Raw genomic sequence first — 22,494 nt, 5'->3', positions numbered from 1 at the left:
CTCAGATGTCGAGGTTACGCACGTTGAGCGCGTTCTCTTCGATGAACTTGCGCCGCGGCTCCACCTCGTCGCCCATGAGGGTCGAGAAGATGATGTCCGCCTCGACGGCGTCCTCGATCTTCACCTGCAGCAGCGTACGCGCCTCCGGATCCATGGTGGTTTCCCAGAGCTGCGTCGGGTTCATCTCGCCGAGACCCTTGTAGCGCTGGATCTCGATGCCCTTGCGCGCGGCCGCCATGACCCGCGCCACGGCCTCGTGCAGGTTGGGCAATCGCTCCCCGTCCTCGCCTTCACCGAGCACGAAGGGGGGATCACCCGCCTGCGCGATCTCGCGCACGAGCCGGCGGAGCTCGTCGAACTCGGCGCTGAGGCAGAGGTCGCGGTCGATCACGTTGCGATGCTGCGATCCGTTGGCTCGCGTCGAAGCGACGAGCCGAATGCACGCGTGCTCGCGGTCCTGCTCGAAGTCGAAACTGACCGGCAGCACGTCGGGCGCGGCCGTCTGGAGGTATTTCTCCGCGTCGGTCACGACCGTGCGCAGCTTGGCCTCGTCCTCCAGCGCGTCGGCCGACATGCCCTCCTGGCGGGCGAGCGCTTCCAGCACGTGGCGATTCCGTCCCTTGCGCTCGAGAAGGTCCAGGACCTTGTCGATGCGCATGACCCTCTTGACGAGCTGCTTGAGCGGCGTACCCGTGAGCGCGGGGCCGTTCTGGCCGCGGAGGGTCACGTCGCCGGCGGCGAGATCGATGAGGTAGTCCTCGAGCGCCGGCTCGTCCTTCAGGTACTGCTGCGCCTTCGCGCGCTTCACGCGGTAGAGCGGCGGCTGGGCGATGAAGAGGTGCCCGGCCTCGATGACCTCCTGGAAGTGCCGGTAGAAGAACGTGAGCAGCAGCGTGCGGATGTGTGCGCCGTCGACGTCGGCGTCGCACATGAGAATGATCGTGTGGTAGCGCAGCCGCGCGAGATCTTTGTCGTCGCTTCCGATGCCCGCGCCGAGCGCGGTGATGAGGAGCTTGATCTCCTGTGACGAGAGCATCTTGTCGAAGCGGGCCTTCTCGACGTTGAGGATCTTGCCCCGCAGCGGCAGGATGGCCTGGTTCTTCCGGTCGCGACCTTGCTTGGCCGAGCCGCCGGCCGAATCACCCTCGACGATGAACAGCTCGGAGGCCGCCGGATCTCGCTCCTGGCAGTCGGCGAGCTTCCCCGGCAGCGATCCACTGTCGAGGGCACCCTTGCGACGCGCGAGGTCCTTCGCCTTCCGCGTCGCCTCACGGACGCGCGCCGCCTCGATGCCCTTCAGCGCGATGCGCTTCGCCTCGCTCGGATGCTCCTCCAAGTAGATGCCGAGCTTGTCGTTGACCAGGGCTTCGACGATGCCCTTCACTTCGCTGTTGCCGAGCTTCGTCTTGGTCTGGCCCTCGAACTGCGGCTCGGGAACCTTGACGCTGATGACGGCGCACATGCCCTCGCGAATGTCCTCGCCCTGGAGCGCGTCCTCCTTGTCCTTCAGGAGGTTGCCGGCGACGGCGTACGAGTTGACGGTGCGCGTGAGCGCGGCCCGGAAACCGATGACGTGGGTGCCGCCTTCGATCGTGTTGATGTTGTTTGCGAAGGCGTAGACGGCCTCGTTGTAGCCCGAGTTCCACTGCATCGCGATCTCGACCTCGACGCCGTCGCGTGTCCCCTGCACGTAGATCACGTCCTCGTGAATCGGTGTCTTGGCGCGATTCAAATGCTCGACGAAGCTCTTGATGCCGCCCTCGTACAGGAACTCGTGCGATTTCTGATCGCGCTCGTCGACGATCGTGATGTGAACGCCGCGATTGAGGAATGCGAGCTCGCGCAGGCGCTGCGAGAGGATGTCGAAGCTCAAGTCGAGGGTCTCGAAGATGAGTGCGTCGGGCTTGAAGGTGACGCGTGTTCCGCGCTGCTCGGTGACGCCGATCTCGCGGACCGGCGCGTCTGGTTCACCCCGCTGGTAGCGTTGGGCGTACACCTTCCCGCTGCGCTTCACCTCCATCTCGAGCCATTCGGAAAGGGCATTCACGACCGATACTCCGACGCCATGGAGACCGCCGGAAACCTTGTACGCGCCCTTGTCGAACTTGCCGCCGGCGTGGAGCTTCGTGAGGACGACCTGCGCGGCCGATACCCCCTCGGTCGGGTGCACCTCGACCGGGATCCCACGGCCGTTGTCGTCGACCGTCACGCTGTTGTCGATGTGGATCGTGACGGCGATGTCGGTACAGTGACCGGCGAGCGCTTCGTCGATCGAGTTGTCGACGACCTCGAAAACGAGGTGATGAAGACCGCGTTCACCGGTGTCACCGATGTACATGCCGGGCCGCTTGCGGACCGCTTCGAGGCCCTCCAGGACCTTGATGTTGTCGGCGCCGTATTCCGGCTGGGGAGTCGTTACGTCAGCCATGCGATCTCGGGGTTCCGGTCGAACGCAAAATTATACCGTTGGGGGATGGATGGTGCTACTTTTCGCCGGGCCCTTGGAACGAGCCTCAGAGCCGCATCGGCATGAGCACGTACGTGAAAGTTGGGTCCTGCGACCCGTGGATGACCCCGGGGCCGACCTCGTCGGTGAGGCCCATCTCGACGACGTCGCCGGCGGCGTGAACACCCAGGACGTCGAGCAAGTAGCGCGCATTGAATCCGATCGTCATCGGCTCGCCGGCGTACGAGACCTCGATGTCCTCGCTCGCCTCCCCCTGATCGGGGTTGCTCGCAGCGACCTCCAATGTGCCCTTGTCGAGGCCGAGCTTCACCCCGTGTGAGCGCTCGCTCGCCAACAGGGCGATCCGCCTCAGAGCCCCAAGGAAGTCCTCGCGGTTCATCCGAACCTTGGACCGCGTGCTTCCCGGAACGACCTGCTTGTAGTCCGGAAACTCTCCCTCCACGAGCCGCATGAAGAACGACACGTTGGGGGCCTGGACCCGCACGTCCTTGTCAGCCACCACCAAGGCCAGCTCGACCTCTTCCTGCTGCTCGATCAGCTTGCGGACCTCGACCAGGCCCTTGCGTGGCATGATCACGCCGCGGGCCAGCTTCGGCGCCTTCAGCGTCCGTTCGATCATCGCCAGGCGGTGGCCGTCGGTCGCCACCATCCGGATGCCGCCGTCCGAGCTCTCCAGGTACACCCCCGAGAGATTGAACCGGGTCTCGTCGGTCGACACCGCAAACAGGGTCTTGTCGATCATCTCCCGCAGGGTCCCTGCCGCGATCTTGATCGCCGTCCCGGCGGTCGCCCCGGGGCCGACCGGGATCACGGGGAATTCCTTCGGCTCGAGGCTCACGACCTTGAACTTCGAGCGCCCCGCGACGAGGTCGACCCAACCGGCCGTATTGGCCTTCAGGGTGACCTCCTCGGCCGTCACCTCACGGACGATCTCGTAGAGCTTGCGTGCATTCGCGGTGACTGGCCCACCCTTCTTCACCTTGGCGGGAATCCTACACCGCAGACCCACCTCCATGTCGGTCGCCGCGAGCGCGATGCCGTCTTCGTCCGGCTCGATCAGGACGTGGGCCAGTATGGGCTGTGGTGTTCGCCGCTCGACCACGCCCTGTACCAAGTACAAGCCGTGGAGCAGATCTTCACGCTTGACGCTGAACTCCATACACCACCTCGCCGCGCCGACATCTACCAGTTATCCGCATACGCTGTAGGTGTTCCGTAGATCCTTCAGAGAGAAAACCGTCACCGTCGTAAGGGGTGTGGACGCCGTGGAAAACGCCGCTATTCCTGCGATCACACCTAGTGGATCGCAGGCGGGTTGTCCACGCCCGTCCACGCCCTTTTTCAGGTGTTGGTCTCGTCGCGGAGGTCGTGCTCGAGGGCGGTGACGATGGTCTGGAGCGCAACGTCTTCTTTCAGACGGCGCGTCGTCGTCGCGACGGCATGGAGGACGGTCGAGTGGTCGCGCCCGAAGAGCTGTCCGATGCGGGGCAACGAGGCGCCGAGGAGACGACGGCAGAGATACATGGCGATCTGGCGCGGCTGTGCGACGTGTTTGCTCCGCCGGCGAGAGCGCAGGTCCGTGGAGCGCAGTGAGAACTGGGCACAGACGGCGTCGATGATGGCGTCGACCGTGACGGCTGGCCGCAGCGACCGGACGGTCGTCCGCAGAAGGTCGCGGGCGTAGTCGATCGTGATCGGCCCGCCGCTGAGCGAAGCGTGCGCGCCCAGACGGGTGAGCACACCTTCGAGCTCGCGGACGTTGGAGGCGACGTGCTCGGCGAGGAAGATCGCGACCTCGTGATCGAGCGTGATCGATTCCAGCTCCGCCTTGCGTTCGAGGATGGCGACGCGCGTCTCGATGTCGGGCGCCTGGATGTCGGCGATCAGTCCCCACTCGAAACGATTGCGCAGGCGCTCTTCCAGATGCGGGATGTCCTTGGGCACCTGGTCGGACGTGAGAACGATCTGCCGGCGCTGTTCGTAAAGGCTGTTGAACGTGTGGAAAAACTCCTCCTGCGTGCGCTCGCGACCAGCCAGGAGCTGGACGTCGTCGAGGATCAGGACGGCCACCTGCCGGAAGCGGTTCTTGAAGGCCTCCATCCGGTCCCGCCGCAGCGAGGAGATGAGGTCGTTCATGAAGGATTCCGCCGAAAGATAGGCGATTTTGCGCGTCGGATCGTGATCGAGCAGCGCGTGCCCGATGGCGTTCACGAGGTGCGTTTTTCCGAGACCAACACCGCCGTAGATGAAGAGCGGGTTGTAGTGGTCGCCCGGCTGTGTCGCCACCGCTCGCGCCGCCGCGTGCGCAAACTGGTTCGACGCGCCGATGACGAAGCTCCCGAACGTGTAGCGCGGGTTGAGGGGCGTACCGATGGCGACGGGCCTGCGCTCGGGCTTGCGCGGCAGAAGGTTGGGAAAGAGCTCGCCCTGCTCGCGGCTAGCGAGGTCGAGGACGACCTGGCGCGGACCCATGACGGCGGCGACGGCATCTTGCAGCTTGCCGAGATAGTTGTCGTTCACGCACGACAGCACGAGACGGTTCGGCGCTTCGACGACGACCTGCGCCGGCGTCACGGCGCGCAGGCGGAGACGTCGCAGGATGTCGCGCGCGGCGGGCTCGGTTGCGTGCGACACCAGGCGTGCGAGCACGTCTCGCCAAGGGCGCTCGAGATTCGTCGCCGCCGAGCTGCGATGCGCCTGCGTCACGTTAGGGTCCCGTCCACCCCTCGTCGTGCTGGGAGGGGGGCCGTTCTAGGCGAAGTCGCGTTCGCCGTTCAAGTCGTTGCGCAGCAGGCCACGCGGTGTTAGCCGGTCGCCATCGCCGTGGGCGCAGAATCGGAGCGACTGTTCGCACAGGCATGCCGGCTGATTCCGGGCGGCGTGAACAGCCCCGTGCGATCGTGGCGCGCCGTCGGCGGGAACCCCGCCTTCATCGCGCACGGCGAGGGCCCATTCGTCTTCGACGCCGACGGACGGCGCTACGTTGACTTCCTCGGCTCGTGGGGACCGCTGATCCTGGGACATGCGCACCCCGCCGTCGTGCGCGCGATCGCCGAGCAGGCGGCGCGCGGCACGAGCTTCGGAGCGCCGACCCGGCTCGAGGTCGAGCTCGCCCAGCTGCTCGTCGAGGCACTGCCGGCGGTCGAGCAGGTGCGTCTCGTCAGCTCCGGCACCGAAGCCACCATGAGCGCGCTGCGACTGGCGCGGGCGGCGACGGGGCGCTCCCGCATCCTCAAGTTCGTCGGATGCTACCATGGGCACGTCGACGCCCTGCTCGTCCGGGCGGGGTCCGGAGCCCTGACGCTGGGGGTCCCGGACAGCCCCGGCGTTCCCGGATCCATCGCTGATCTCACGCTTCTGGCGCCGTACAACGACCTGGCCACTACCCGGGACCTGATCGAACGCCACGCCGCGGAGCTGGCAGCCGTGGTGGTCGAGCCGGTCGCGGGGAACATGGGCGTCGTTCCCCCCAAGGCCGGATTCCTCGAGATGTTGCGGCAAGAGACCGAGCGCGTGGGCGCCCTTCTCGTGTTCGACGAGGTGATCACGGGCTTCCGCCTGGGGTGGGCAGGCGCTCAGGGACGTTACGGCATCAGGCCGGACCTCACGTGTCTCGGCAAGATCGTCGGCGGTGGAATGCCACTCGCTGCGTTCGGTGGCCGGCGTGACCTGATGTCGATGGTTGCACCGGCGGGCCCGGTCTACCAGGCGGGAACGCTGTCGGGAAACCCGGTGAGCGTTGCGGCAGGCCTCGCCGCCCTCCGGGAGCTGAAGGCGAATCCCTCGGCGTACGAGCGACTCGAGATGCTCGGGGCGGGCGCGGAGAAGGAGCTGCGGGGTGCCCTTGCCGAGACCCGCACCAAGGGGACCGTCAACCGGGTGGGATCCATGCTGACGCTTTTCCTCGGGGTCGACCGCGTAACGGGGTACGACGAGGCCACGGCTGCCGACACCGAGCGCTTCGCGCGCTACTTCCGCGGCATGCTCGAGGAGGGAATCTACCTTCCGCCCTCCCAGTTCGAATCGATGTTCGTCTCGCTCGCCCACGGCGAGGATCACGTCGCCCTACTGGGAGACGCGGCGAAGAGAGTGCTGGCGAGGCTCTGATACGGTGGCGGCCCCGAGCCCAGCACTTCGATTCGGGCGGTCGGTGGCCCTGTTCTGGGACTTCGTCGGGACGATCCTCGCCGGCGCGGTCGTGGGCTGGCTCGTCGACCGCCAGTTCGGCACCGAACCATACGGCATCCTGGGCTTCCTTCTCCTCGGGGTAGCCGGAGGCTTCGTCCGGCTAGTGAGCCAACTTCGCCGGCTCGACCGCCTCGACCATGGGAAGTGACGTCGCCCGCCTCCAGGCCCGACACTGGTGCCTGGTGGCGACGGCCGCCCTCGTCGCCGCGATTGCCGGGCGTCCCGGAATCGGGGGGACGCTCCTCGGTGGGGCGATGATGGGGCTATCCGTGGCGCTCTACGGAGCGCTCGTCGGCCTGGTCGTCGTCGGGGGGCGTCGTCGCCTTGCGATCGGGCTCTTGTTTGCTAAGCTTGCGGCCTTCCTGGGGCTCGGCTGGCTGGCCTTCGCCTCCGGAAGCGAGCGGCCGGATCCGATTGGCTTCGCGCTCGGAGTTACGTGTTTCCCGGCCGCCGTCGTTTGGGATGCGGTGCGGGGCAGGAAGGGTTGATGGAGCATCATCCGTTTACTTGGTTCGGAACGGTCGCACACCTCCACGGTGCCTGGGAGCACGTGGCGGGGGCCAGCCTGGTCGTGCTGGTCCTGCTCCTCTTCGGCATCAGGGTTCGCAGCGGACTCGCCAACACAGAGCGCGCGATCGCGCCCGAGGACGGCGTCACCGCCCGTAACGTCGCCGAGACCTTCGTCGAGGCGATCATCGGACTCGCGAAGAGCGCCATCCCGCACCATGCCGAGCACTACGTGCCGCTGCTCGCCACCTTCTTCGCCTTCATCTTGCTCTCGAACGTGTTGGGGCTGGTGCCCGGCTTCGCGCCGCCGACGTCGACGTTCAACATCACGTTCGCCCTGGGATGCGTGTCGTTCGGCGCGTATCACGCCTACGGCGTGAAGGCGCAGGGCCTCGGAAAGTACCTCAAGCACTTCCTCGGGCCGGTCGCGTTCATCGCGCCCCTCATGCTGGTGATCGAGCTGTTCAGCCACGCCTTCCGGCCGGTCTCTCTCGGTGTCCGTCTCTACGCCAACATGTTCGCCGACCACACGGTGATCGAGATCTTCACGGATCTGACGAAGGCCCTGATCCCCGTCGCGTTCTATGCCCTCGGATTCTTCGTCTGCATCGTACAGTCCTTCGTGTTCACCATGCTCTCGGCGATCTACATCTCGGGGGCCGTGGCCCACGGCGCCGAGCACGTCGAGGAGCTCTAGTCGATCGTCTTCATCATCGGGCGGTGGGAGTGGAAGAGGACAAGAGGAGCGGAAAATCCCGGTGGTGCTGAAAGGGGAGATATGAAGCGTTTCGGGAAGTTCTTGTTCGCGTTGATGGGCCTCGTGCTCTTCGCCAGTCCGGCCCTCGCGGAGACGGCGGCGGGGGGTGGCGGGGACATCACGAAGGGGCTGATCGCCCTCGCGGCCGGTCTCGGTCTCGGGGTGGCGGCCCTCGGCACGGCGCTCGGACAGGGCCGTGCGACGGCAGCGGCCATGGAGTCGATCGGGCGCAATCCGAACTCGGCCGACAAGATCCAGACGCCGCTCATCATCGGTCTGGCACTAATGGAGGCGCTCACGCTTTATGCCCTCGTGATCTCCTTCTTCTTGCAGGCTAAGATCTGACCGAGTCCACTTGGCGGTCGGCCGGGGATCAGCCGCCCTCGGCCGACCGACACCTCGTCCCTGGCGGCGTGCTCGAGGGAGTGAGAGAGCGCTGACGACCCGATCTGTTGTTGAGGAGGAGGTGGGGCATGTGGTGGAGCGTCCCGGGGTCCGATACGCCGCAGGGTGACTCGAAGGTTCGCTCGCTGGCGCTCGCAGGATCGTTGCAGCGCCGGCAACGAACGGTCCTGACGATGGTCCCGCTGAGCGCGGTGACTCCCAACCCCGATCAGCCGCGCAAGCACTTCGCCGAAGACGCGCTGGCGGAGCTCGCCGCGTCGATTCGCGCACGAGGGCTTCTCCAGCCGATCGTCGTCCGGCGCAGCGAGGCCGCCGGCTTCCAGCTCCTGGCCGGAGAGCGCAGGTTCCGAGCGGCGCAGTTGGCTGGCCTCGATAGGGTGCCCGCCCTCATTCGTGAAGGCGACGACACGCTCGAGGTGGCGCTGATCGAGAACCTGCAGCGCGAGGATCTCTCACCGCTCGAAGAGGCCGAGGCGCTCGCGCTTCTCATCGAGCGCCACGACTACAGCCATCGCGACGTTGCCGATCTGCTCGGGAAGAGCCGTCCCTACGTGTCGAACACGCTGGCGCTGAATCGCCTACCCGAGTCCGTGAAGGCCGATCTCCACCGCGAAGGGCGATCGATCTCGCGCGAGCTGCTGATGGGAATCGCGAGGCAGGAGACCTCGGAAGCGGCCGAGGCGCTGTGGCGACGCATCCAGCTCGCTGCGGTGTCGGTCCGAAAGTTCCGCGCCGAAAAGACCGGGAAGGCGACGGATCGCCCCGTCCTGCGGGACGTGTTCCTCGCTGCACGGCGGTTCAACCGAGCTCTTCGGCGGCTAGCCATGGAGGGGGATCCCCAGCTGGAGCTGCCGCCCGAAATCGTACGCGTGCTGCGCCGTTCGGAACGTCTCATCCAGCGCCGCCTCCGAGCGATTTCGTCCATGTCCAAAGGCATCAAAGCCTCGTTGTAGCGCTTCGAGACGCATACCCGTCACGTTTTGTTACCGGCGTTTCACGTGTGGGTGCCGTCCGAACGTCCGACGATCCCCGTATCTTCAGCGGAAGTCATGGCATCGAACAATGGCACGACCTTCGCTCAGGGGGAACGTCATGAACAACGCGGCGGCGGAACGAACCGTGACCTCTTCACCGGGGCTGGGGCTCGAGATCGAGCCCGAAGTGGTGATGCCCTCGCAGTTCTACGGCAAGGGTGGCGTCGATGCTTCCCTGCAGCCGGAGAAGCGTCTCATGCTCGCCGTCCTCGAGGACGCGGTCGGGAGCTTTCAGAAGTACGTCTGGGCGAGAGATCGCGCCGGGCAGCGTCTTCTGGCCGAGGTCGAGGAATGGTTCGAGTCCGATGACCTCGATTGGCCATACTCGTTCGTGAACGTGTGCAACGCGCTCGATCTGGAGAGCGAATTCATTCGCGCCGGCCTGCGTCGCTGGAAGCAGCGGCAACAGGATTCGTACGTCGATGGCGTGAAGGTCGTCCGCTTCCCGTTCCGTCGGGTGAACGGCTCGCGTCACGCGGTCACGGGACGCGCCCCAGGCCTGCGCCACATCGCCTGAGCGATTCGACGCGCGACTACAGGATCTCGATCAGCACGGGCGCGACACCGCGCCCGATGATCCCGACCTCGCGCGCGGCAGCGTGCGACAGGTCTATCTCGCGCCGGCCGGAATACGGCCCGCGGTCCGTGACGGTCACCAGCACCTGCGCGCCGGTGCGCGGATTCGTCACGCGTAGCTTCGTGCCGAGCGGAAGCGTCTTGTGGGCGCAGGTGAGCGCTCGCGGGTCGAAGCGATCCCCGCTCGCCGTACGACGTCCGGTAAATCCCGGCCCGTACCACGACGCAATCACGGTCTTGCGCGGCACGGCCCCGAAGTCCGCACGAGCGACTCCGCTGGTGCACAGGGTGACCCCAAGGGCCACCAAAACGAAGAGCCGGGGGATCGCTCCCCCGGCTCGATTGAGCTCGGCTTTCATGATCCCGCTCCTTGTACGCCGGCGAAGTTAGCTGACGGGTTCGGGCACAAAGAGCGTAGCCCGTCCGGACGATTCCGGATTCACCCCAGAAACTTCTGGGTCCTCCGCTCCCCTTACGGGGATTAGGCGTACCGATATTTTCGGTAGGCGGGTTTGTTGCCCCACCGGGCAGGAGCTGTCAAGCCACCCTCGCAGACGCCCTAGTGGTCGTCCCCGGCGTCGAAGTTGCCCTTCACGTTGGGGAGGAGCGGCGACTGGAAGTGGCGGACGGTGCTCTTCTGGGGCTTGCGGTACACGAACTCCGTGTCGCAGCCGGCGCAGATGGCGCGCCACTCGCCCCCTTGGCGCTTCAATCGGACAGTCACCATGTCGCTCGGCCCATGGGCATGCTGAATCGCCGGGTACTCCGAGACGTACACGGTCCGCACAATCGCGCTTGGTAGTCCGCAAGGGCCCGACTGTCAACGCCGAAGCGGTTGCCGCGGCGGGACTCGACTGCCAGCATGCCGTCATGGGGCGTCCGAACCGGCTCGCCAGCGAGACGAGCCCGTACCTCCTCCAGCACGCCCACAATCCGGTCGACTGGTACCCATGGGGCGAGGAAGCGTTCGAGCGGGCGCGACGGGAGAACAAGCCCGTCCTTCTCTCCATCGGCTACTCGTCCTGTCACTGGTGCCACGTGATGGAGCGCGAGTCCTTCGACGATCCGGGCATCGCCGGCCTCATGAACGATCTCTTCGTCAGCATAAAGGTCGATCGCGAGGAGCGGCCGGACATCGACGACGTGTACATGAAGGCGGTCCAGCTCCTGATCGGCCGCGGGGGGTGGCCCCTCACGGTCTTTCTCACCCCGAGCAAGGAGCCCTTCCACGGGGGGACCTACTTCCCGCCGGTCGACCGGCACGGCCTGCCGGCGTTCCCCCGGGTCCTCCAGGCCATCGCACGGGCGTTCCACGAACGCCCCGACGACGTCGCCAAGGCGACGAAGGAAATCCTGGCAGGCGTGGAGAAGCTGGAGGGGACCAACACGCCTGCGACCGTGCTCGATCCGTCGCTTCCGGAGCGCGCCGCGATCGCGCTGGTCGGCCACGTGGACGAGACCTACGGCGGCCTGGGCGCAGCGCCGAAGTTCCCCCACGCCCAGGTGTTCCAACTGATGCTGCGCCATCACCGCACGCGCCCGGACCTCCTCGAGGCGGTCCGCCTCACCTGCCGGCGCATGGCTGCCGGAGGCATGTACGACCAGATCGGCGGGGGGTTCCATCGCTATTCGGTCGACGAGCGGTGGCTCGTGCCCCACTTCGAGAAGATGCTCTACGACAACGCCCTCCTCCCGAGGCTCTATCTGGACGCCCACCAGGTGACCGGAGACCATCGCTTCCGGCGCGTGGTCGCCGACACGCTCGACTACGTCCTGCGCGAGATGCGCGACCCCGGGGGCGCCTTCTACTCGGCGACCGATGCCGACAGCGAAGGCGAGGAAGGCAAGTTCTTCGTCTGGACGCGGGAGGAGGTCGCGCACATCGTCGACCCCGCCGACGTCGACCTCGTCTGTCGCCACTGGGACATCACCGACGAGGGAAACTTCGAGGGCAGGAGCATCGCGCACCTGACCCTGGACGTCGAGGACCTGGCGAAGGTCTTCGGACGATCGGCGCAGGCGACGGCCGAGGCGATCGAGCGTGCCCGCGAGCGGCTGTACGAGGCGCGGGCCAGGCGCGTACCGCCACGGCGCGACGAGAAAGTGATCGTCGCCTGGAACGCGCTAATGATCTCCGCGCTGGCCGACGCGGGTCGCGTGCTCGACGTGGAGCGCTGGATCGAGGCGGCGGTCGGCGCGGCCGATTTCCTGTGGAGTGCCGTTCGACGGGGTGGTCGCCTCCTCCACGGCTGGGCGCTGGGCGAGGCGAAGCAGCTCGCGTTCCTGGACGATCACGCGTTCCTCGCGGCTGCGTGCCTCGATCTGTACGAAGCGACGGCCGACCCGCGACACCTCGAGCGCGCGCAGACGCTCGTGGACGCGATCGACGCCCGGTTCCACGACGACCGGGGCGGCGGGTACTTCTTCACCCCGAGCGACGGCGAGGCCCTGATCACGCGCTCCAAGTCCGGCGCCGACGGCGCCCTGCCGTCGGGCAGCTCCGTCGCGACGATCACCCTGCTCCGCCTCCACGCCTTCACCGGTCTCGACCGATACCGGGCGCGCGCCGACGAGCTGCTGCACCTCTACCACGACGCCGCTGCGCAACAGCCCTTCGGTTATGCGACCTACCTCGAGGCGCTCGAGCTCTACGCGCGGACGCCGACCGAGGTCGTCATCGTCGGACCGCGCGGCGACGCCGGGACCCGAGCGCTCTGGGACGTCGTGCGCTCGGCCTACCTTCCGCACCGCGCGCTCGTGCGCGTCGAGCCGGGTGACCCGGCGCCGCCGGCACCCGCCCGCGATCGTCCGGCTCGCGACGGACGTCCGACCGCGTACGTATGTCGGCAGTTCACCTGCTCGGCGCCGACGACCGACCCGGCGGAGCTCCGGGGGCTGCTCGAGTAGCTATTCGCCGCGGAACTTCGGCGGGCGTCGCTCGCGGCGCGCGGCGAGCCCTTCCTGGAGGTCGCGGCTCTGGCGCACCTGGCGATGCATCTCCTCGAGGTCGTCGCGCGGCGTCGCCTTCCGGAACTGCACGGCGCGCTTCACGAACGCCTTCATCGCCCGAACCGACAGCGGCGCGTTGTTCACGATCTGGCGCGCCAGCGCCTGCACGGAGCTGTCGAGCTCATCGGCCGAGACGACGCGGTTGGCGAGGCCCAGATGCGCGGCCGTCTCCGCGCCGACGGCTTCACCCGTGAACAGCAGCTCGTTCGTCTTCGCGGCGCCGATCGTGTCGACGAGCTTCCAGGTGAGCGTCACCGGCACCGCAAGCCCGATACGCGCGAGCGGCATCGAGAAGCGCGCATCGTCGGCCGCCACCCGGATGTCGCAGTGGAGCGCCAGCTCGCAGCCGCCGGCGACCGCGTCACCCTGCACGGCCGCGATCGTCGGTTGCGGAACCTCCTCCAGCTCGTGCAGCACCACCTCGAGGCCACCGAGGTCCGCCTCGCCGGCCTCGCGCTGCTTGGCCATCTCGGAGAGATCCAGGCCGGCGCAGAACGCCGACCCGTTGGCGCGCAGCACGACCACGCGGACGTCCCTGTCCTTCGCCACACGCGCGAGGGTCGCCCGAAGCTGGGCGATCATCTCGCCGTTGAGCGCGTTGCGCTTGTCGGCCCGGTTGAGGGTGATCGTGCAGATGTGATCTTCGGTGCCCGCCAGGATCTCGTCGGCCATGGCGAGCCTCTACCGCCTCAGAACCGGTCCTTCAACGCTCGCGTCGCGGCGAACAGAGCCACCGGGTCACCTGCCGCGAGCCCGGGAACCTTGGCCCGGACCGAGGCGGCGAGCTCGGGGCTGGAGGTGCGCAGGAAGGGGTTCGTCGCCTTCTCCTCGGCGATCGTGCTCGGCACCGTCGGCTCGCCACGACCGCGACGAACGCGCACCGCCTGGAGCTTCTCGGATACGGCCCGATTCGACGGTTCGAGCGTGGCGGCGAACTCGAGGTTCTTCTGCGTGTACTCGTGCCCGCAGTAGATGCGGGTGTCGTCCGGGAGAACGGCCAGGCGCTGGAGCGAGCCCATCATCTGCTTGGCGTCGCCCTCGAAAAGGCGGCCGCAACCCGCCGCGAAGAGCGTGTCGCCGGTGAAGACCGCTTTCCAATTCGGGAAGTAGTACGCCACGTGTCCGCTCGTGTGGGCGGGAATGAAGATGATCCGTCCCGCGAGCTTGCCGACCGCGACGGAGTCGCCGTCATGCACCGGATTGGTGATGCCCGGGATGCGCGGCGCGTCCTCGGCCGATCCGAAGATGCGCAGATCGGGCAGCGCCGCGCGCAGGTCGTTGTTGCCGCCGACGTGGTCGAAGTGATGATGCGTCGCGAGCACGGCCGTGAGCCGCACGGCCCGACGCTTCACCTCGGCCAGGACCGGCGTAGCCTCGGCACAGTCGACCACCGCTGCCTCGTGCGTCGCCGGATCGATGACCAGGTACGCGTAGTTGTCGAGGAGCTGCGGGACCGCGACGACGTCCACCGATATCTACTCGGGTCGCTCCGCCGCGAAGCGAGGCGGCTCGGCGACGACGGTGCGCTGCTCGAGTCGGAAGACGCGCTCGCGGAGGCCGGCGGCCTCGACCGCACGCGCCACCTGCTCGCGCGAAAGATCGCTCAGGCGCGCCTCGAGGCGCGCCAACCGATCGCGCAGGCCGGTCGACTCGCCGGCGCGCGCGATCTGGTCCTTGCTCGTGTCCAGAACGCGACTCTCGATGCGGGTGAGGCGCTCCCGCAGGGCCCCGACTTCACCCAGCTTGCCGCCGACGTCGCGCGAGATGTCGGCGAGGCGGCTCTCGATCCGCTCCATGCGCTGCCGCAGATCGTCGGCGGCATGCGTGTCCTGCGTCGCTTCGCGCCCGATCTCGACGGCGCGGCGCTCGACCTGCTGGAGGCGCGACACGAGCTCCTCGAGGCGCGTCTGAACGGTTGCGGCCGTCTCGACGGCATTGGTCGCGAGGGTCTGGAGCGGATTCACTAGCTCACGCACGCCTTCCTTGGGGACGTCCGTCAGGCGGGTTTCGATCGTTCGCAGGCGCTCACGCAACCGGTCGATGTCCTTGCGGAGCGAGATCGCGAGGCCGCTCACGAGCTCGTCGAGCTGCTCCATCAAACGCTGCTCGAGTCCCGAGAACAGCGTGCCGAGCTGTCCCTCCAGACCGCGGCTCACGTCGCCGATGCGCCGCTGCAGACCGTCGCGGAGCGTCTGGGCCTGGTCGAGAATCACCTGACCTCCGCCTGCGAGCATGTCCTGCAACGTTGCAAGCCGACCACGCGGCTCCTCTTTCACCCGTGCCATCCCCACCCCCTTCCGCGATTGCGGAACAAGTCGAGAGTGCGAGCCGCGAAATCCGCGATCGCACGACGTCGTTAGAGCAAGCGCTGTCGGGAAAAGCAATCCGGACAAGCCCGGACAGCTGGTCGGCGCTCACGCGAACGACTGCCGGTACGCCCGCTCACGCGAGGTCGACAAAGCGAGCGCCTCATCCACGACGGCGGTCTCCGACGCCCATCGATCACGACGCGCGCGATCTGAGAGTGAACGATTCCGCCTTTGTCCGATGGCTCGATCGCACCATGTGACGATCTTCCACATGCAGCACAGGCACGAGAACGATGGAGCCGACCAGAATGCTTGCGCCGCAAGTATTCCGGAGCCGTCCCTCGCTGTAGCCCTTGCCCGGAGAGGCTTTGCGCGCCCAGCGATCACGAAACGCTTGCCGCACAAGGCCGATCGGGACAGCCCGGTTATCCACACGGGACCCATTGGCGTTCGCCTGCGGATCGGATCGCGAACACGGCCCCGGGTGCACCTTATCGCCTAGCCCGCGGCACACTGCTTTCCGCAAATAACTTGGCTCTTTACGAGCAGGTCACCCCGAAAGGGCACGAGCCGGCGGAGGGGCGCGTGCCAGGCGCGGGGTTGTTCACAGGTCCACAGCTTATCCACACCCTACCGGGTCGCCGGTCGGAAGCCCCGGGCAATCAGGTAGAGCTCTGAAGATCCCCGTCGCGAGGAGGAGGGACGTGTGGTCTTCACATCGGCGAACAGCTCCCGCAGTCGCGCCGACGTGGCGGTGTATCCGGAGTCCATGAAGAGCTTGACGAGGGCTCGACCGCCCGGTCCGAGGAGAACGGGAATGGCGTCGAGCAGCGCGCCGACCAGCTCCGACGAGTGGGCCTCGTCGACGTCGCGTACGCCGGTCAGCTTGGGTGCGGCGTCCGAGAGGACGATGTCCGCGGGGCCGCCGAGTCGCTCTCGCAGCGTCGCGACGACGGCGGGATCTCGAAGGTCGCCGACCACTGTCTCGACGGGACGTCCCGGAAACGGATCGATAGGGACCAGATCGACGGCGACGATGCGGCCCGACGGACCGATGCGGTCGAGGGCGACCTGGATCCATCCACCCGGCCACGCGCCGAGGTCGACCACGCGGTCGCCGCGGCGGAGCAGGCGAGCCCGGTCGTCGAGCTCAGCCAGCTTGTACGCACTGCGGGCGCGAAAGCCCTCGGCCTTCGCGCGACGATACGGCGCGTCCTTGCGCTCGTATCTCACGGGGAGCGCGTCTCCCCGGTGGCGGGCCTAGTCCTCGTCCGGCGTGTACGCGCGGTAGTCGCCGAAAGGCGTCTCGTGCGGCGTGTGACCGAAGATGCGCTCCGTCTTCTTCTGGGAGACGACGAAGTGAATCGGTCGCATCACCAGCCACTCGATCGCATAGCCGACCGGGTTGAGCGCGTAGCCGGCCAACCGCAGCGGGTGGGACTGGCTGTCGTCGTAGGCATCGTGGGCACGCCCGATCGAGGGAGCCGCAACCAACCCCGCCACCACCACCAACGTCATCAGGAACCCTTTCACGACGTACCTCCTGCCGCGGCCGAAGCGACCCGACCGCTCCTCGGGAGAGTACCAGCGCCCTGGTGGAGGTACAAGCACAGGGGCCGCACATTGACGGTCCGCATAGCCGTCGCTAGAGACGAGACGTCCCATGGCGCGAACCTTCCGCCCGCTCGAGCCGCTCAAGGGATGGCGCCGGGTCGCCGTTCACGCCTGGCGGCCCCCCAGGGACCCGAGCGTGTACAGCCTGGTCGACTTCCCGATGCAGGGCTCGCTGGCCTACATCGAGCGGGTCCGCGCGGCCTCGGGTGTCCGGGTGACCGTGACCCACCTGATCGCGCGCTCGCTGGCGCTCGCCATCCGGGCCTTTCCGCAGACGAACGGCATCGTGGCGCGCCGCCGCATCATGCTCCGGGAGACGGTGGACATCTTCCTCCAGGTCGCCACCGAGGGCGGCCGGGACCTCTCCGGATTCAAGATCCAGCGCGCCGACGAGAAGGGCGCGGTCGACATCGCCCGCGAGGTCGAGGAGCGCGTCGAGCTGCTCCGCGCCCGGAAGGACCGCCAGGTCGAGCGCACGAAGTCCCTCCTGGACCGCATTCCGGTCACGCTGCTCGGGCCGATCATGCGGACAATCGCCTACCTCATCTACGATCTCGACCTCGACCTCTCGCGCTTCGGCATCGTGAAGGACGAGTTCGGGAGCGCCATGGTGAGCAACATCGCGACCTTCGGGATCACGAACGCGCTCGCTCCGCTGGTGCCGTTCAGCCGCACGCCGATCGTCGTCCTGGTGGGCCAGGTCGAGGACCGCCCGGTCGCCGAAGAAGGCCGGGTCGTCGTGCGGCCGCTCCTCACCATCGGCGCGACCTTCGATCACCGGTTCATGGACGGCTACCAGGCCGGGAAGATGGTCGACCTCATGCGCGCGTACCTCCTCAACCCGGAGCAGTACGACGGGCGGGTGCCGACGTCGGCGCCGTCGCTCGCGATCGGCGCTACCCCCAGCCGATGAAGCTCACCTGCCGTCCGGCGTCGCCCCCGTCGCGACGGTAGGAGCAGTAGCCGCCGTCGCAGCGCGTGCAGGGTCCCAGCACGGCGACGTGCACGACGCCGGCCCGCCGCGCGAGGAGCCCGATCGCGGCGCGAAGATCGAGCAGGTCGCGATCGGCACCACGCGTCCACGCATCGCGGGTGACGTCGCCGGTACGCGCGACGAACGCGGCGCGCACCTCGGGACCGATCTCGTAGCAGCAGCCACCGATCGCCGGTCCCATCGCGATCTCGACGTCGCGCGGTTCGACGCCGAACGTCGCGCGCAGATGATCGAGCGCCGCTTCGACGACGCCGGCGGCGGCGCCGCGCCAGCCCGCGTGCACGGCGGCGACGGCACGCGCGCGGCGCGCGAGCATGAGGATCGGCACGCAGTCGGCGGTGACGATGCCGACGCAGGCGCAGGGCGCCGACGTCACCAGGCCGTCGGCCTCGGGACGTTCGGCGCCGTCGCCCAGCGTCACGACGCGCGTCCCGTGAACTTGCCGTGGGACCTCGACCCGCCGCGGCGGGTCGACGAGGCCCGGCAGGAAGCCGTGAACGAGCCCCGGAACCGCGAGCCATGGCTCGTGGACGAGCGTGCGCGTCGTCGTCACTCGGCGACTTGGGCCAGCGAGACGTCGGTGTAGCGGAGCAGCTCCTCGATCGTGTGGAGCTTGTAGGGCCGCTCGTAGACGATCCGCTTGATGCCGGTGTTCACGAGCACCTTGAAGCAGTGAATGCAGGGCGTGTGGGTGATGTAGATGTCGGCGTCCCGGATGGCGTGGCCGTTCTTGGCCGCCTGAGCGATGGCGTTGATCTCAGCGTGGATGGTCCGGAAGCAGTTCTCCTCGACCTCGCCCGAGGGCGTCGTCGACTTGTAGACGAGGCAGCCGACGTCTGTGCAGTGGGGCAGTCCGGCCGGCGAGCCGTTGTAGCCGGTGGCGAGGATGTTCTTGTCGCGGACGATGACAGCCCCCACCTTGGCGCGCAGGCACGTCGAGCGCTCGGCCACCTGGCGGGTGATCGTCATGAAGTACTGGTCCCAGCTCGGTCGGGTGCTCATTGCGACCTCACGGAATGATCCGGATCGGCTCGGGCACGAACGTGATGACGAAGACTACCAGGCTGGCCACGGCACCCACCAGCCGGGCCAGGTCGAGCGGCGCCTGGTCGTCGGTCGTCGGGGGGTGTCCGAGGAAGTTCATGAGGACGACGATGGCCGCCCAGAGATACCAACCCGGCCAGCCGCGGAGGCCGAGCCAGGCGAGCACCGCCACCAGGACGGCGGAGAGCGCGGGCGTCGCCCGTCCCATTGCCGCATACACGATGTGCCCGCCGTCGAGCTGTCCCGCCGGCAGGAGGTTGAGCGACGTCACGAGCAGGCCGAACCATCCGGCCAGCGCGATGGGATGGATGATGACGTTGTTCGGATCCGCCCCGACGACGGTTCGGGTGAGCCAGGCCGTGAGGAGCGAGTCGCCGAACATCCACACCCCGCTTTCGGGCATCGTCGTCTCGACGCGCGAGAAGTGGAGGCCGATGAACAGCACGACGATCGCCACGACGAACCCCGCCCACGGGCCCGCGGCGCCCATGTCGAAGAGCGCCCGCCGATGCGGAAATCTGGATCGCACGCGGATGAAGGCGCCGAAGGTCCCGAACACGATCGGTGGGGGGGCGGGCAGGAAATAGGGGAGCGAGGCGTCGACGCCGTGCCGGCGGCACATGAGGTAGTGCCCCATCTCGTGACAGAGGAGGATCGCGAGCAGCGAGATGGCGTAAGGCAGCCCTCGCGCATATGCGGCGGCCGAAACGAAGGGGTCGACGCCGTCCCAGATCGCGCCGGCCGCGGTCGCGGTGACGACCGTCAGCGCGAACAGCCCCCCGTGGACGAGCAGGCGGCGACGGTTCATGCGCCCACGATGACGACCGGCGCACCGACGCCGATGCCCAGGGTCGCCCGCGCGTTGCCGTCCCGGACCGCGATCTCGACGACGCCCCAGCTGTTCACGAGCGCGACGGGGGCCCCGGGAGCGACCGCCCCATAGGTGGCTGACAGGGCGTCGATGCGCCGCCCGGCGACTTCCATCCGCGCGACGGCGGAAGGCAGGTCGCGCGCCTCGATGTTGGTCGCGAGGTTGCCAAACCCGTCCACGTAGACGACCTCGCCACGAATCGTCGCGCCCTCCCGCACCGGGGCGGGCAGCGACACCCGGACCAGGTCGGTGCGCTCCGCGCCGAGGTCCGAGACGCCCGTACCAGTCTCGAGCGCGGCCGCCACCGGCGCGAAGACGTCGCGCCCGTCGAACGTGCGACTACGAGGCGAGAGGTGGAAGCGAGGGTTCTCGAGCTCGACGATGCGCCGGACCCGCTCGGGAGGTGCCGCCAGGGAGAGGACCCCGTTGTCGGGTCCGACGAAGCAGGCCTCGGCCGTCTCGATGCACACGGCCCGGCGATCGGTTCCGACACCCGGATCGACGACCGCGACGTGGGTCGTCCCGCGGGGGAAATACGGTGCCGCGGCGCGCAGCACGAGCGCGCCGGCGAGCACGTTCTGGGGCGGGATGCCGTGCGAGACGTCGACCACGGCCGCTCCCGGTGCGCGGCTCGCGATCACGCCCTTCATGATGCCGACGAACGGGTCGGTCGTCCCGAAGTCGGTCGTGAGGGTGATCAGCGGAGCGCCTCCTCCACGGCCGACCAGAGAAGCGGGAACATGATCTCGTGGTGCCCGGTGAGACGGATCCCTAGCCCGCCGATGGCGGTCGGCCGCGCGACGACGTTCACGCCCGGTCGATAGTGACGGATGAAGTCCATGTCGACGGTCGTCACGCGCCGCACGGGATGGCCGACGTTGCGGGCGAGGTTCAAGGCTTTCACGAACACCTCGGGCATGATGACCGCCGAGCCGAGGTTGAGGTAGACCCCGCCGTCGAGCCGTCCCACGACGGCCGACAGGACGCGGAAGTCGCGCAGGCTGCCCTCACCGATCGCGGCGCCGTCGGCGCTCGGGTGCATGTGGATGATGTCGGTGCCGACGGCCACGTGGACGGTCGCCGGCAGGTCCAGGCGGGCGCACGCCGCGAGGATGCTGGTGCGGCGGAAGGGGAGCCGCGCGCGCAGGATGGCCGCGCCCACGGCCCGCCCGAGCCCCAGGCCGGCGGTCACGCCGTCGGACGTCGCGCGGTTCAGGAACTCGCCGGTCTCTCGCGCCATGCCGAAGAGCCCGCGATCGAGGCCGGGCCCAACGTCTTCCGACGTCTTGCCCCCCCACGCGAGCTCGAAGTCGTGGACCAGGCAGGCGCCGTTCATGGCCACGGCCGCGAGCCGGCTGCGCTCGAGGAGGTCGACGATGAGCGGCCCCAGCCCGACCTTGATGGGATGCGCGCCCATGCCGAGCACGACCGGTCGCCCGCGGCGGATCGCGCCCGCGATCTTCTCGGCGGCGGTCCGGAGATCGCGCGCCCCCAGGATGTCCGGGAGGCCGCGAAGGAACGCCCGCATCGACCGCCCGGAGCGAACGGGCGCTCCGAGGAGGCCCTTCTCGACCTTGCTCGGACGGCGCCCCAGCGGGACGGTGCGCACGCGACGCGGATCGAGTGGCGCGGGTGCCGGACGCCGCTTCATTCGCCGGCGGCGGCTCACGAGAGGGTCCGGGACGTGCCGAAGAGCTTCCGATCCACGAGCTCGCAGATGACGTGGCCGGCGAGGATGTGCGTCTCCTGGATACGCGCCGACATGGTGCTCGCCGAGACGCGGAGCTCGACGTCGACCAGCGACGCGAGCGGTCCGCCGGTGCCGCCCGTGAATCCGATCGTCTTCACGCCGAGGATCTTCGCCGCTTCGACCGCACGCAGCACGCTCGCCGACTTCCCGCTGGTGGAGATGGCGATCGCGACGTCGCCCGGACGCGCGAGCCCGCGCACCTGCCGCGCGAACACCTCGTCGTAGCCGTAGTCGTTGGAGATGGCCGTGAGCGCCGACGTGTCGGTCGTGAGCGCGATGGCCGGCAGGGCGCGCCGCTCGCCATAGAACCGCCCGACGAACTCGGCGGCGATGTGCTGGGCGTCGGCCGCGCTGCCGCCGTTCCCGAACAGGAGGACCTTGTGGTCGGCTCCGAGCGCTGCCGCGACGAGGTCGATCGCGCGCTCGAGGGCTTCGGACTGCTCGGCCAGGAACACGTCCCGCACCTTGGCGCTCTCGCGGAAGAGCTCGGCGATCGCGCTTCGCGTGGCGCTCATCCCGCCTCCGGTGGCTTCGGCAGCACGTGGTCGACGTAATACCGCAGGACGTCGACCGGCGCGATGATCCCGACCAGGCGCCCTTGCCGCACGACGGGGAGGTGATGGATGCCGCGCTCCCGCAGCATGGTCATGGCCTCCTCGGCCGGTGCGAACTCGTCGATCGTGATGGCCGGAGTCGACATGATGTCGCGCGCGAGCGTCTCCCCGGGATCGTCGCGCAGGAGCGCGTCCATGAGGTCGATCTCCGAGACGAAGCCCACCACGCGGTCGTCGTCGTCGCAGACGGGCAGTCCCCCGAAGCCGGCATCCACGAGCGTCGCGGCGATCTCGGGCAGCAGCGTATCGGGTAGGATCTTCGTCACGCGCTCGGTCATGATGTTGCGCGCGTGGCCCCGCACGGGGGTGGCTCTACTGTGGGCGTCCCCGAGCGTCAAACGACGGCCGCCGCCTT

Annotated in this window: 26 protein-coding genes and 1 riboswitch; of the genes, 9 read left to right on the top strand and 17 right to left on the bottom strand. The window is 68.1% G+C overall.

Annotated elements, in window-relative coordinates:
- Nucleotide 1: 1 nt before the first annotated feature.
- The 3 genes from gyrB to dnaA all read right to left on the bottom strand — a co-directional run bounded on the left by gyrB (nt 2) and on the right by dnaA (nt 5,173).
- Entirely contained in the window at nt 2–2,428 is a 2,427-nt protein-coding gene (gene gyrB / locus VMS22_13005; GenBank protein ID HXJ34943.1) for a DNA topoisomerase (ATP-hydrolyzing) subunit B, read from the bottom strand.
- 85 nt (nt 2,429–2,513) lie between these two features.
- Nucleotides 2,514–3,626 (bottom strand): DNA polymerase III subunit beta, encoded by a 1,113-nt coding sequence (gene dnaN / locus VMS22_13000; protein HXJ34942.1) that lies wholly within the window; start codon nt 3,624–3,626, stop codon nt 2,514–2,516.
- A gap of 182 nt (nt 3,627–3,808) precedes the next feature.
- The gene (gene dnaA, locus VMS22_12995) at nt 3,809–5,173 is read right to left on the bottom strand and encodes a chromosomal replication initiator protein DnaA (protein ID HXJ34941.1); all 1,365 of its coding nucleotides are present in this window, start codon (nt 5,171–5,173) and stop codon (nt 3,809–3,811) included.
- A gap of 117 nt (nt 5,174–5,290) precedes the next feature.
- Between dnaA and hemL the strand changes: the two genes are divergently transcribed.
- The 7 genes from hemL (at nt 5,291) to VMS22_12960 (ending at nt 9,875) form a co-directional block, all read left to right on the top strand.
- A complete protein-coding gene (hemL, locus tag VMS22_12990) occupies nt 5,291–6,574 on the top strand; it encodes a glutamate-1-semialdehyde 2,1-aminomutase (GenBank protein ID HXJ34940.1) in 1,284 nt (427 codons plus the stop codon).
- 43 nt (nt 6,575–6,617) lie between these two features.
- Nucleotides 6,618–6,803, top strand: coding sequence for an AtpZ/AtpI family protein (locus VMS22_12985; GenBank protein HXJ34939.1), 186 nt, complete (start codon nt 6,618–6,620; stop codon nt 6,801–6,803).
- Nucleotides 6,804–6,837: 34 nt separating this feature from the next.
- On the top strand, nt 6,838–7,143 hold the full coding sequence (locus tag VMS22_12980; GenBank protein HXJ34938.1) for a hypothetical protein: 306 nt from the start codon (nt 6,838–6,840) through the stop codon (nt 7,141–7,143).
- The gene (atpB, locus tag VMS22_12975) at nt 7,143–7,859 is read left to right on the top strand and encodes a F0F1 ATP synthase subunit A (GenBank protein ID HXJ34937.1); all 717 of its coding nucleotides are present in this window, start codon (nt 7,143–7,145) and stop codon (nt 7,857–7,859) included. Before VMS22_12980 ends, atpB begins: the two co-directional genes overlap by 1 nt.
- Nucleotides 7,860–7,940: 81 nt before the next feature.
- Complete coding sequence (gene atpE / locus VMS22_12970; protein ID HXJ34936.1) at nt 7,941–8,264, top strand: ATP synthase F0 subunit C; 324 nt, start codon at nt 7,941–7,943, stop codon at nt 8,262–8,264.
- A gap of 203 nt (nt 8,265–8,467) precedes the next feature.
- Entirely contained in the window at nt 8,468–9,277 is an 810-nt protein-coding gene (locus VMS22_12965) for a ParB/RepB/Spo0J family partition protein (protein ID HXJ34935.1), read from the top strand.
- A gap of 139 nt (nt 9,278–9,416) precedes the next feature.
- Nucleotides 9,417–9,875, top strand: a complete 459-nt coding sequence (locus VMS22_12960; GenBank protein ID HXJ34934.1) for a hypothetical protein — start codon at nt 9,417–9,419, stop codon at nt 9,873–9,875.
- Nucleotides 9,876–9,891: 16 nt separating this feature from the next.
- Here the strand turns inward: VMS22_12960 and VMS22_12955 are convergent, their stop codons facing one another.
- Both VMS22_12955 and VMS22_12950 read right to left on the bottom strand, forming a co-directional pair.
- Nucleotides 9,892–10,293: a septal ring lytic transglycosylase RlpA family protein gene (locus VMS22_12955; protein ID HXJ34933.1), complete on the bottom strand. Its 402-nt coding sequence runs from the start codon at nt 10,291–10,293 to the stop codon at nt 9,892–9,894.
- Nucleotides 10,294–10,432: riboswitch (cyclic di-AMP (ydaO/yuaA leader) on the bottom strand.
- 61 nt (nt 10,433–10,493) lie between these two features.
- Nucleotides 10,494–10,661, bottom strand: a complete 168-nt coding sequence (locus tag VMS22_12950) for a hypothetical protein (GenBank protein HXJ34932.1) — start codon at nt 10,659–10,661, stop codon at nt 10,494–10,496.
- A gap of 143 nt (nt 10,662–10,804) precedes the next feature.
- Here VMS22_12950 and VMS22_12945 point away from each other — a divergent pair, with 143 nt between their 5' ends.
- A complete protein-coding gene (locus tag VMS22_12945) occupies nt 10,805–12,841 on the top strand; it encodes a thioredoxin domain-containing protein (protein ID HXJ34931.1) in 2,037 nt (678 codons plus the stop codon).
- On the opposite strand, the gene VMS22_12940 is transcribed toward VMS22_12945, so the two are convergent.
- From VMS22_12940 to VMS22_12920, 5 genes are all read right to left on the bottom strand, one after another.
- On the bottom strand, nt 12,842–13,615 hold the full coding sequence (locus VMS22_12940) for an enoyl-CoA hydratase-related protein (protein ID HXJ34930.1): 774 nt from the start codon (nt 13,613–13,615) through the stop codon (nt 12,842–12,844).
- A 17-nt stretch (nt 13,616–13,632) separates the two neighbouring features.
- Nucleotides 13,633–14,412: a hydroxyacylglutathione hydrolase gene (gene gloB / locus VMS22_12935; GenBank protein ID HXJ34929.1), complete on the bottom strand. Its 780-nt coding sequence runs from the start codon at nt 14,410–14,412 to the stop codon at nt 13,633–13,635.
- A gap of 6 nt (nt 14,413–14,418) precedes the next feature.
- A complete protein-coding gene (locus tag VMS22_12930) occupies nt 14,419–15,177 on the bottom strand; it encodes a hypothetical protein (protein ID HXJ34928.1) in 759 nt (252 codons plus the stop codon).
- A gap of 705 nt (nt 15,178–15,882) precedes the next feature.
- Entirely contained in the window at nt 15,883–16,485 is a 603-nt protein-coding gene (locus VMS22_12925; protein ID HXJ34927.1) for an RlmE family RNA methyltransferase, read from the bottom strand.
- 27 nt (nt 16,486–16,512) lie between these two features.
- A complete protein-coding gene (locus tag VMS22_12920) occupies nt 16,513–16,785 on the bottom strand; it encodes a hypothetical protein (protein HXJ34926.1) in 273 nt (90 codons plus the stop codon).
- A gap of 130 nt (nt 16,786–16,915) precedes the next feature.
- Here VMS22_12920 and VMS22_12915 point away from each other — a divergent pair, with 130 nt between their 5' ends.
- Nucleotides 16,916–17,779 carry a 2-oxo acid dehydrogenase subunit E2 gene (locus tag VMS22_12915; protein HXJ34925.1) on the top strand — a complete coding sequence of 288 codons (864 nt, stop codon included), beginning with the start codon at nt 16,916–16,918 and terminating at the stop codon, nt 17,777–17,779.
- Here the strand turns inward: VMS22_12915 and pgeF are convergent.
- From pgeF to VMS22_12880, 7 genes are read right to left on the bottom strand one after another with little or no spacing between them, the layout of a single operon-like run.
- Nucleotides 17,763–18,413, bottom strand: coding sequence for a peptidoglycan editing factor PgeF (pgeF, locus tag VMS22_12910; GenBank protein ID HXJ34924.1), 651 nt, complete (start codon nt 18,411–18,413; stop codon nt 17,763–17,765). The genes VMS22_12915 and pgeF overlap by 17 nt on opposite strands.
- Nucleotides 18,410–18,862 (bottom strand): dCMP deaminase family protein, encoded by a 453-nt coding sequence (locus tag VMS22_12905; protein ID HXJ34923.1) that lies wholly within the window; start codon nt 18,860–18,862, stop codon nt 18,410–18,412. Before VMS22_12905 ends, pgeF begins: the two co-directional genes overlap by 4 nt.
- Nucleotides 18,863–18,869: 7 nt before the next feature.
- Nucleotides 18,870–19,712 carry a site-2 protease family protein gene (locus VMS22_12900; protein ID HXJ34922.1) on the bottom strand — a complete coding sequence of 281 codons (843 nt, stop codon included), beginning with the start codon at nt 19,710–19,712 and terminating at the stop codon, nt 18,870–18,872.
- Entirely contained in the window at nt 19,709–20,473 is a 765-nt protein-coding gene (locus VMS22_12895) for an SAM-dependent chlorinase/fluorinase (GenBank protein ID HXJ34921.1), read from the bottom strand. Before VMS22_12895 ends, VMS22_12900 begins: the two co-directional genes overlap by 4 nt.
- Entirely contained in the window at nt 20,473–21,384 is a 912-nt protein-coding gene (locus VMS22_12890) for a hypothetical protein (GenBank protein HXJ34920.1), read from the bottom strand. The genes VMS22_12895 and VMS22_12890 overlap by 1 nt, the downstream gene beginning before the upstream one ends.
- 56 nt (nt 21,385–21,440) lie before the next feature.
- On the bottom strand, nt 21,441–22,040 hold the full coding sequence (locus tag VMS22_12885; GenBank protein HXJ34919.1) for an SIS domain-containing protein: 600 nt from the start codon (nt 22,038–22,040) through the stop codon (nt 21,441–21,443).
- Nucleotides 22,037–22,441, bottom strand: a complete 405-nt coding sequence (locus VMS22_12880; protein HXJ34918.1) for a CBS domain-containing protein — start codon at nt 22,439–22,441, stop codon at nt 22,037–22,039. Before VMS22_12880 ends, VMS22_12885 begins: the two co-directional genes overlap by 4 nt.
- Between the last annotated feature and the right edge of the window lie 53 nt (nt 22,442–22,494).

The organism is Candidatus Eisenbacteria bacterium (genome assembly GCA_035577985.1).
In the GTDB taxonomy this organism is placed as follows: domain Bacteria; phylum Desulfobacterota; class Binatia; order DP-6; family DP-6; genus DATJZY01.
The sequence above is the reverse complement of the archived record's forward strand: the minus strand, read 5'-3'. Positions and strand labels throughout refer to the sequence as shown.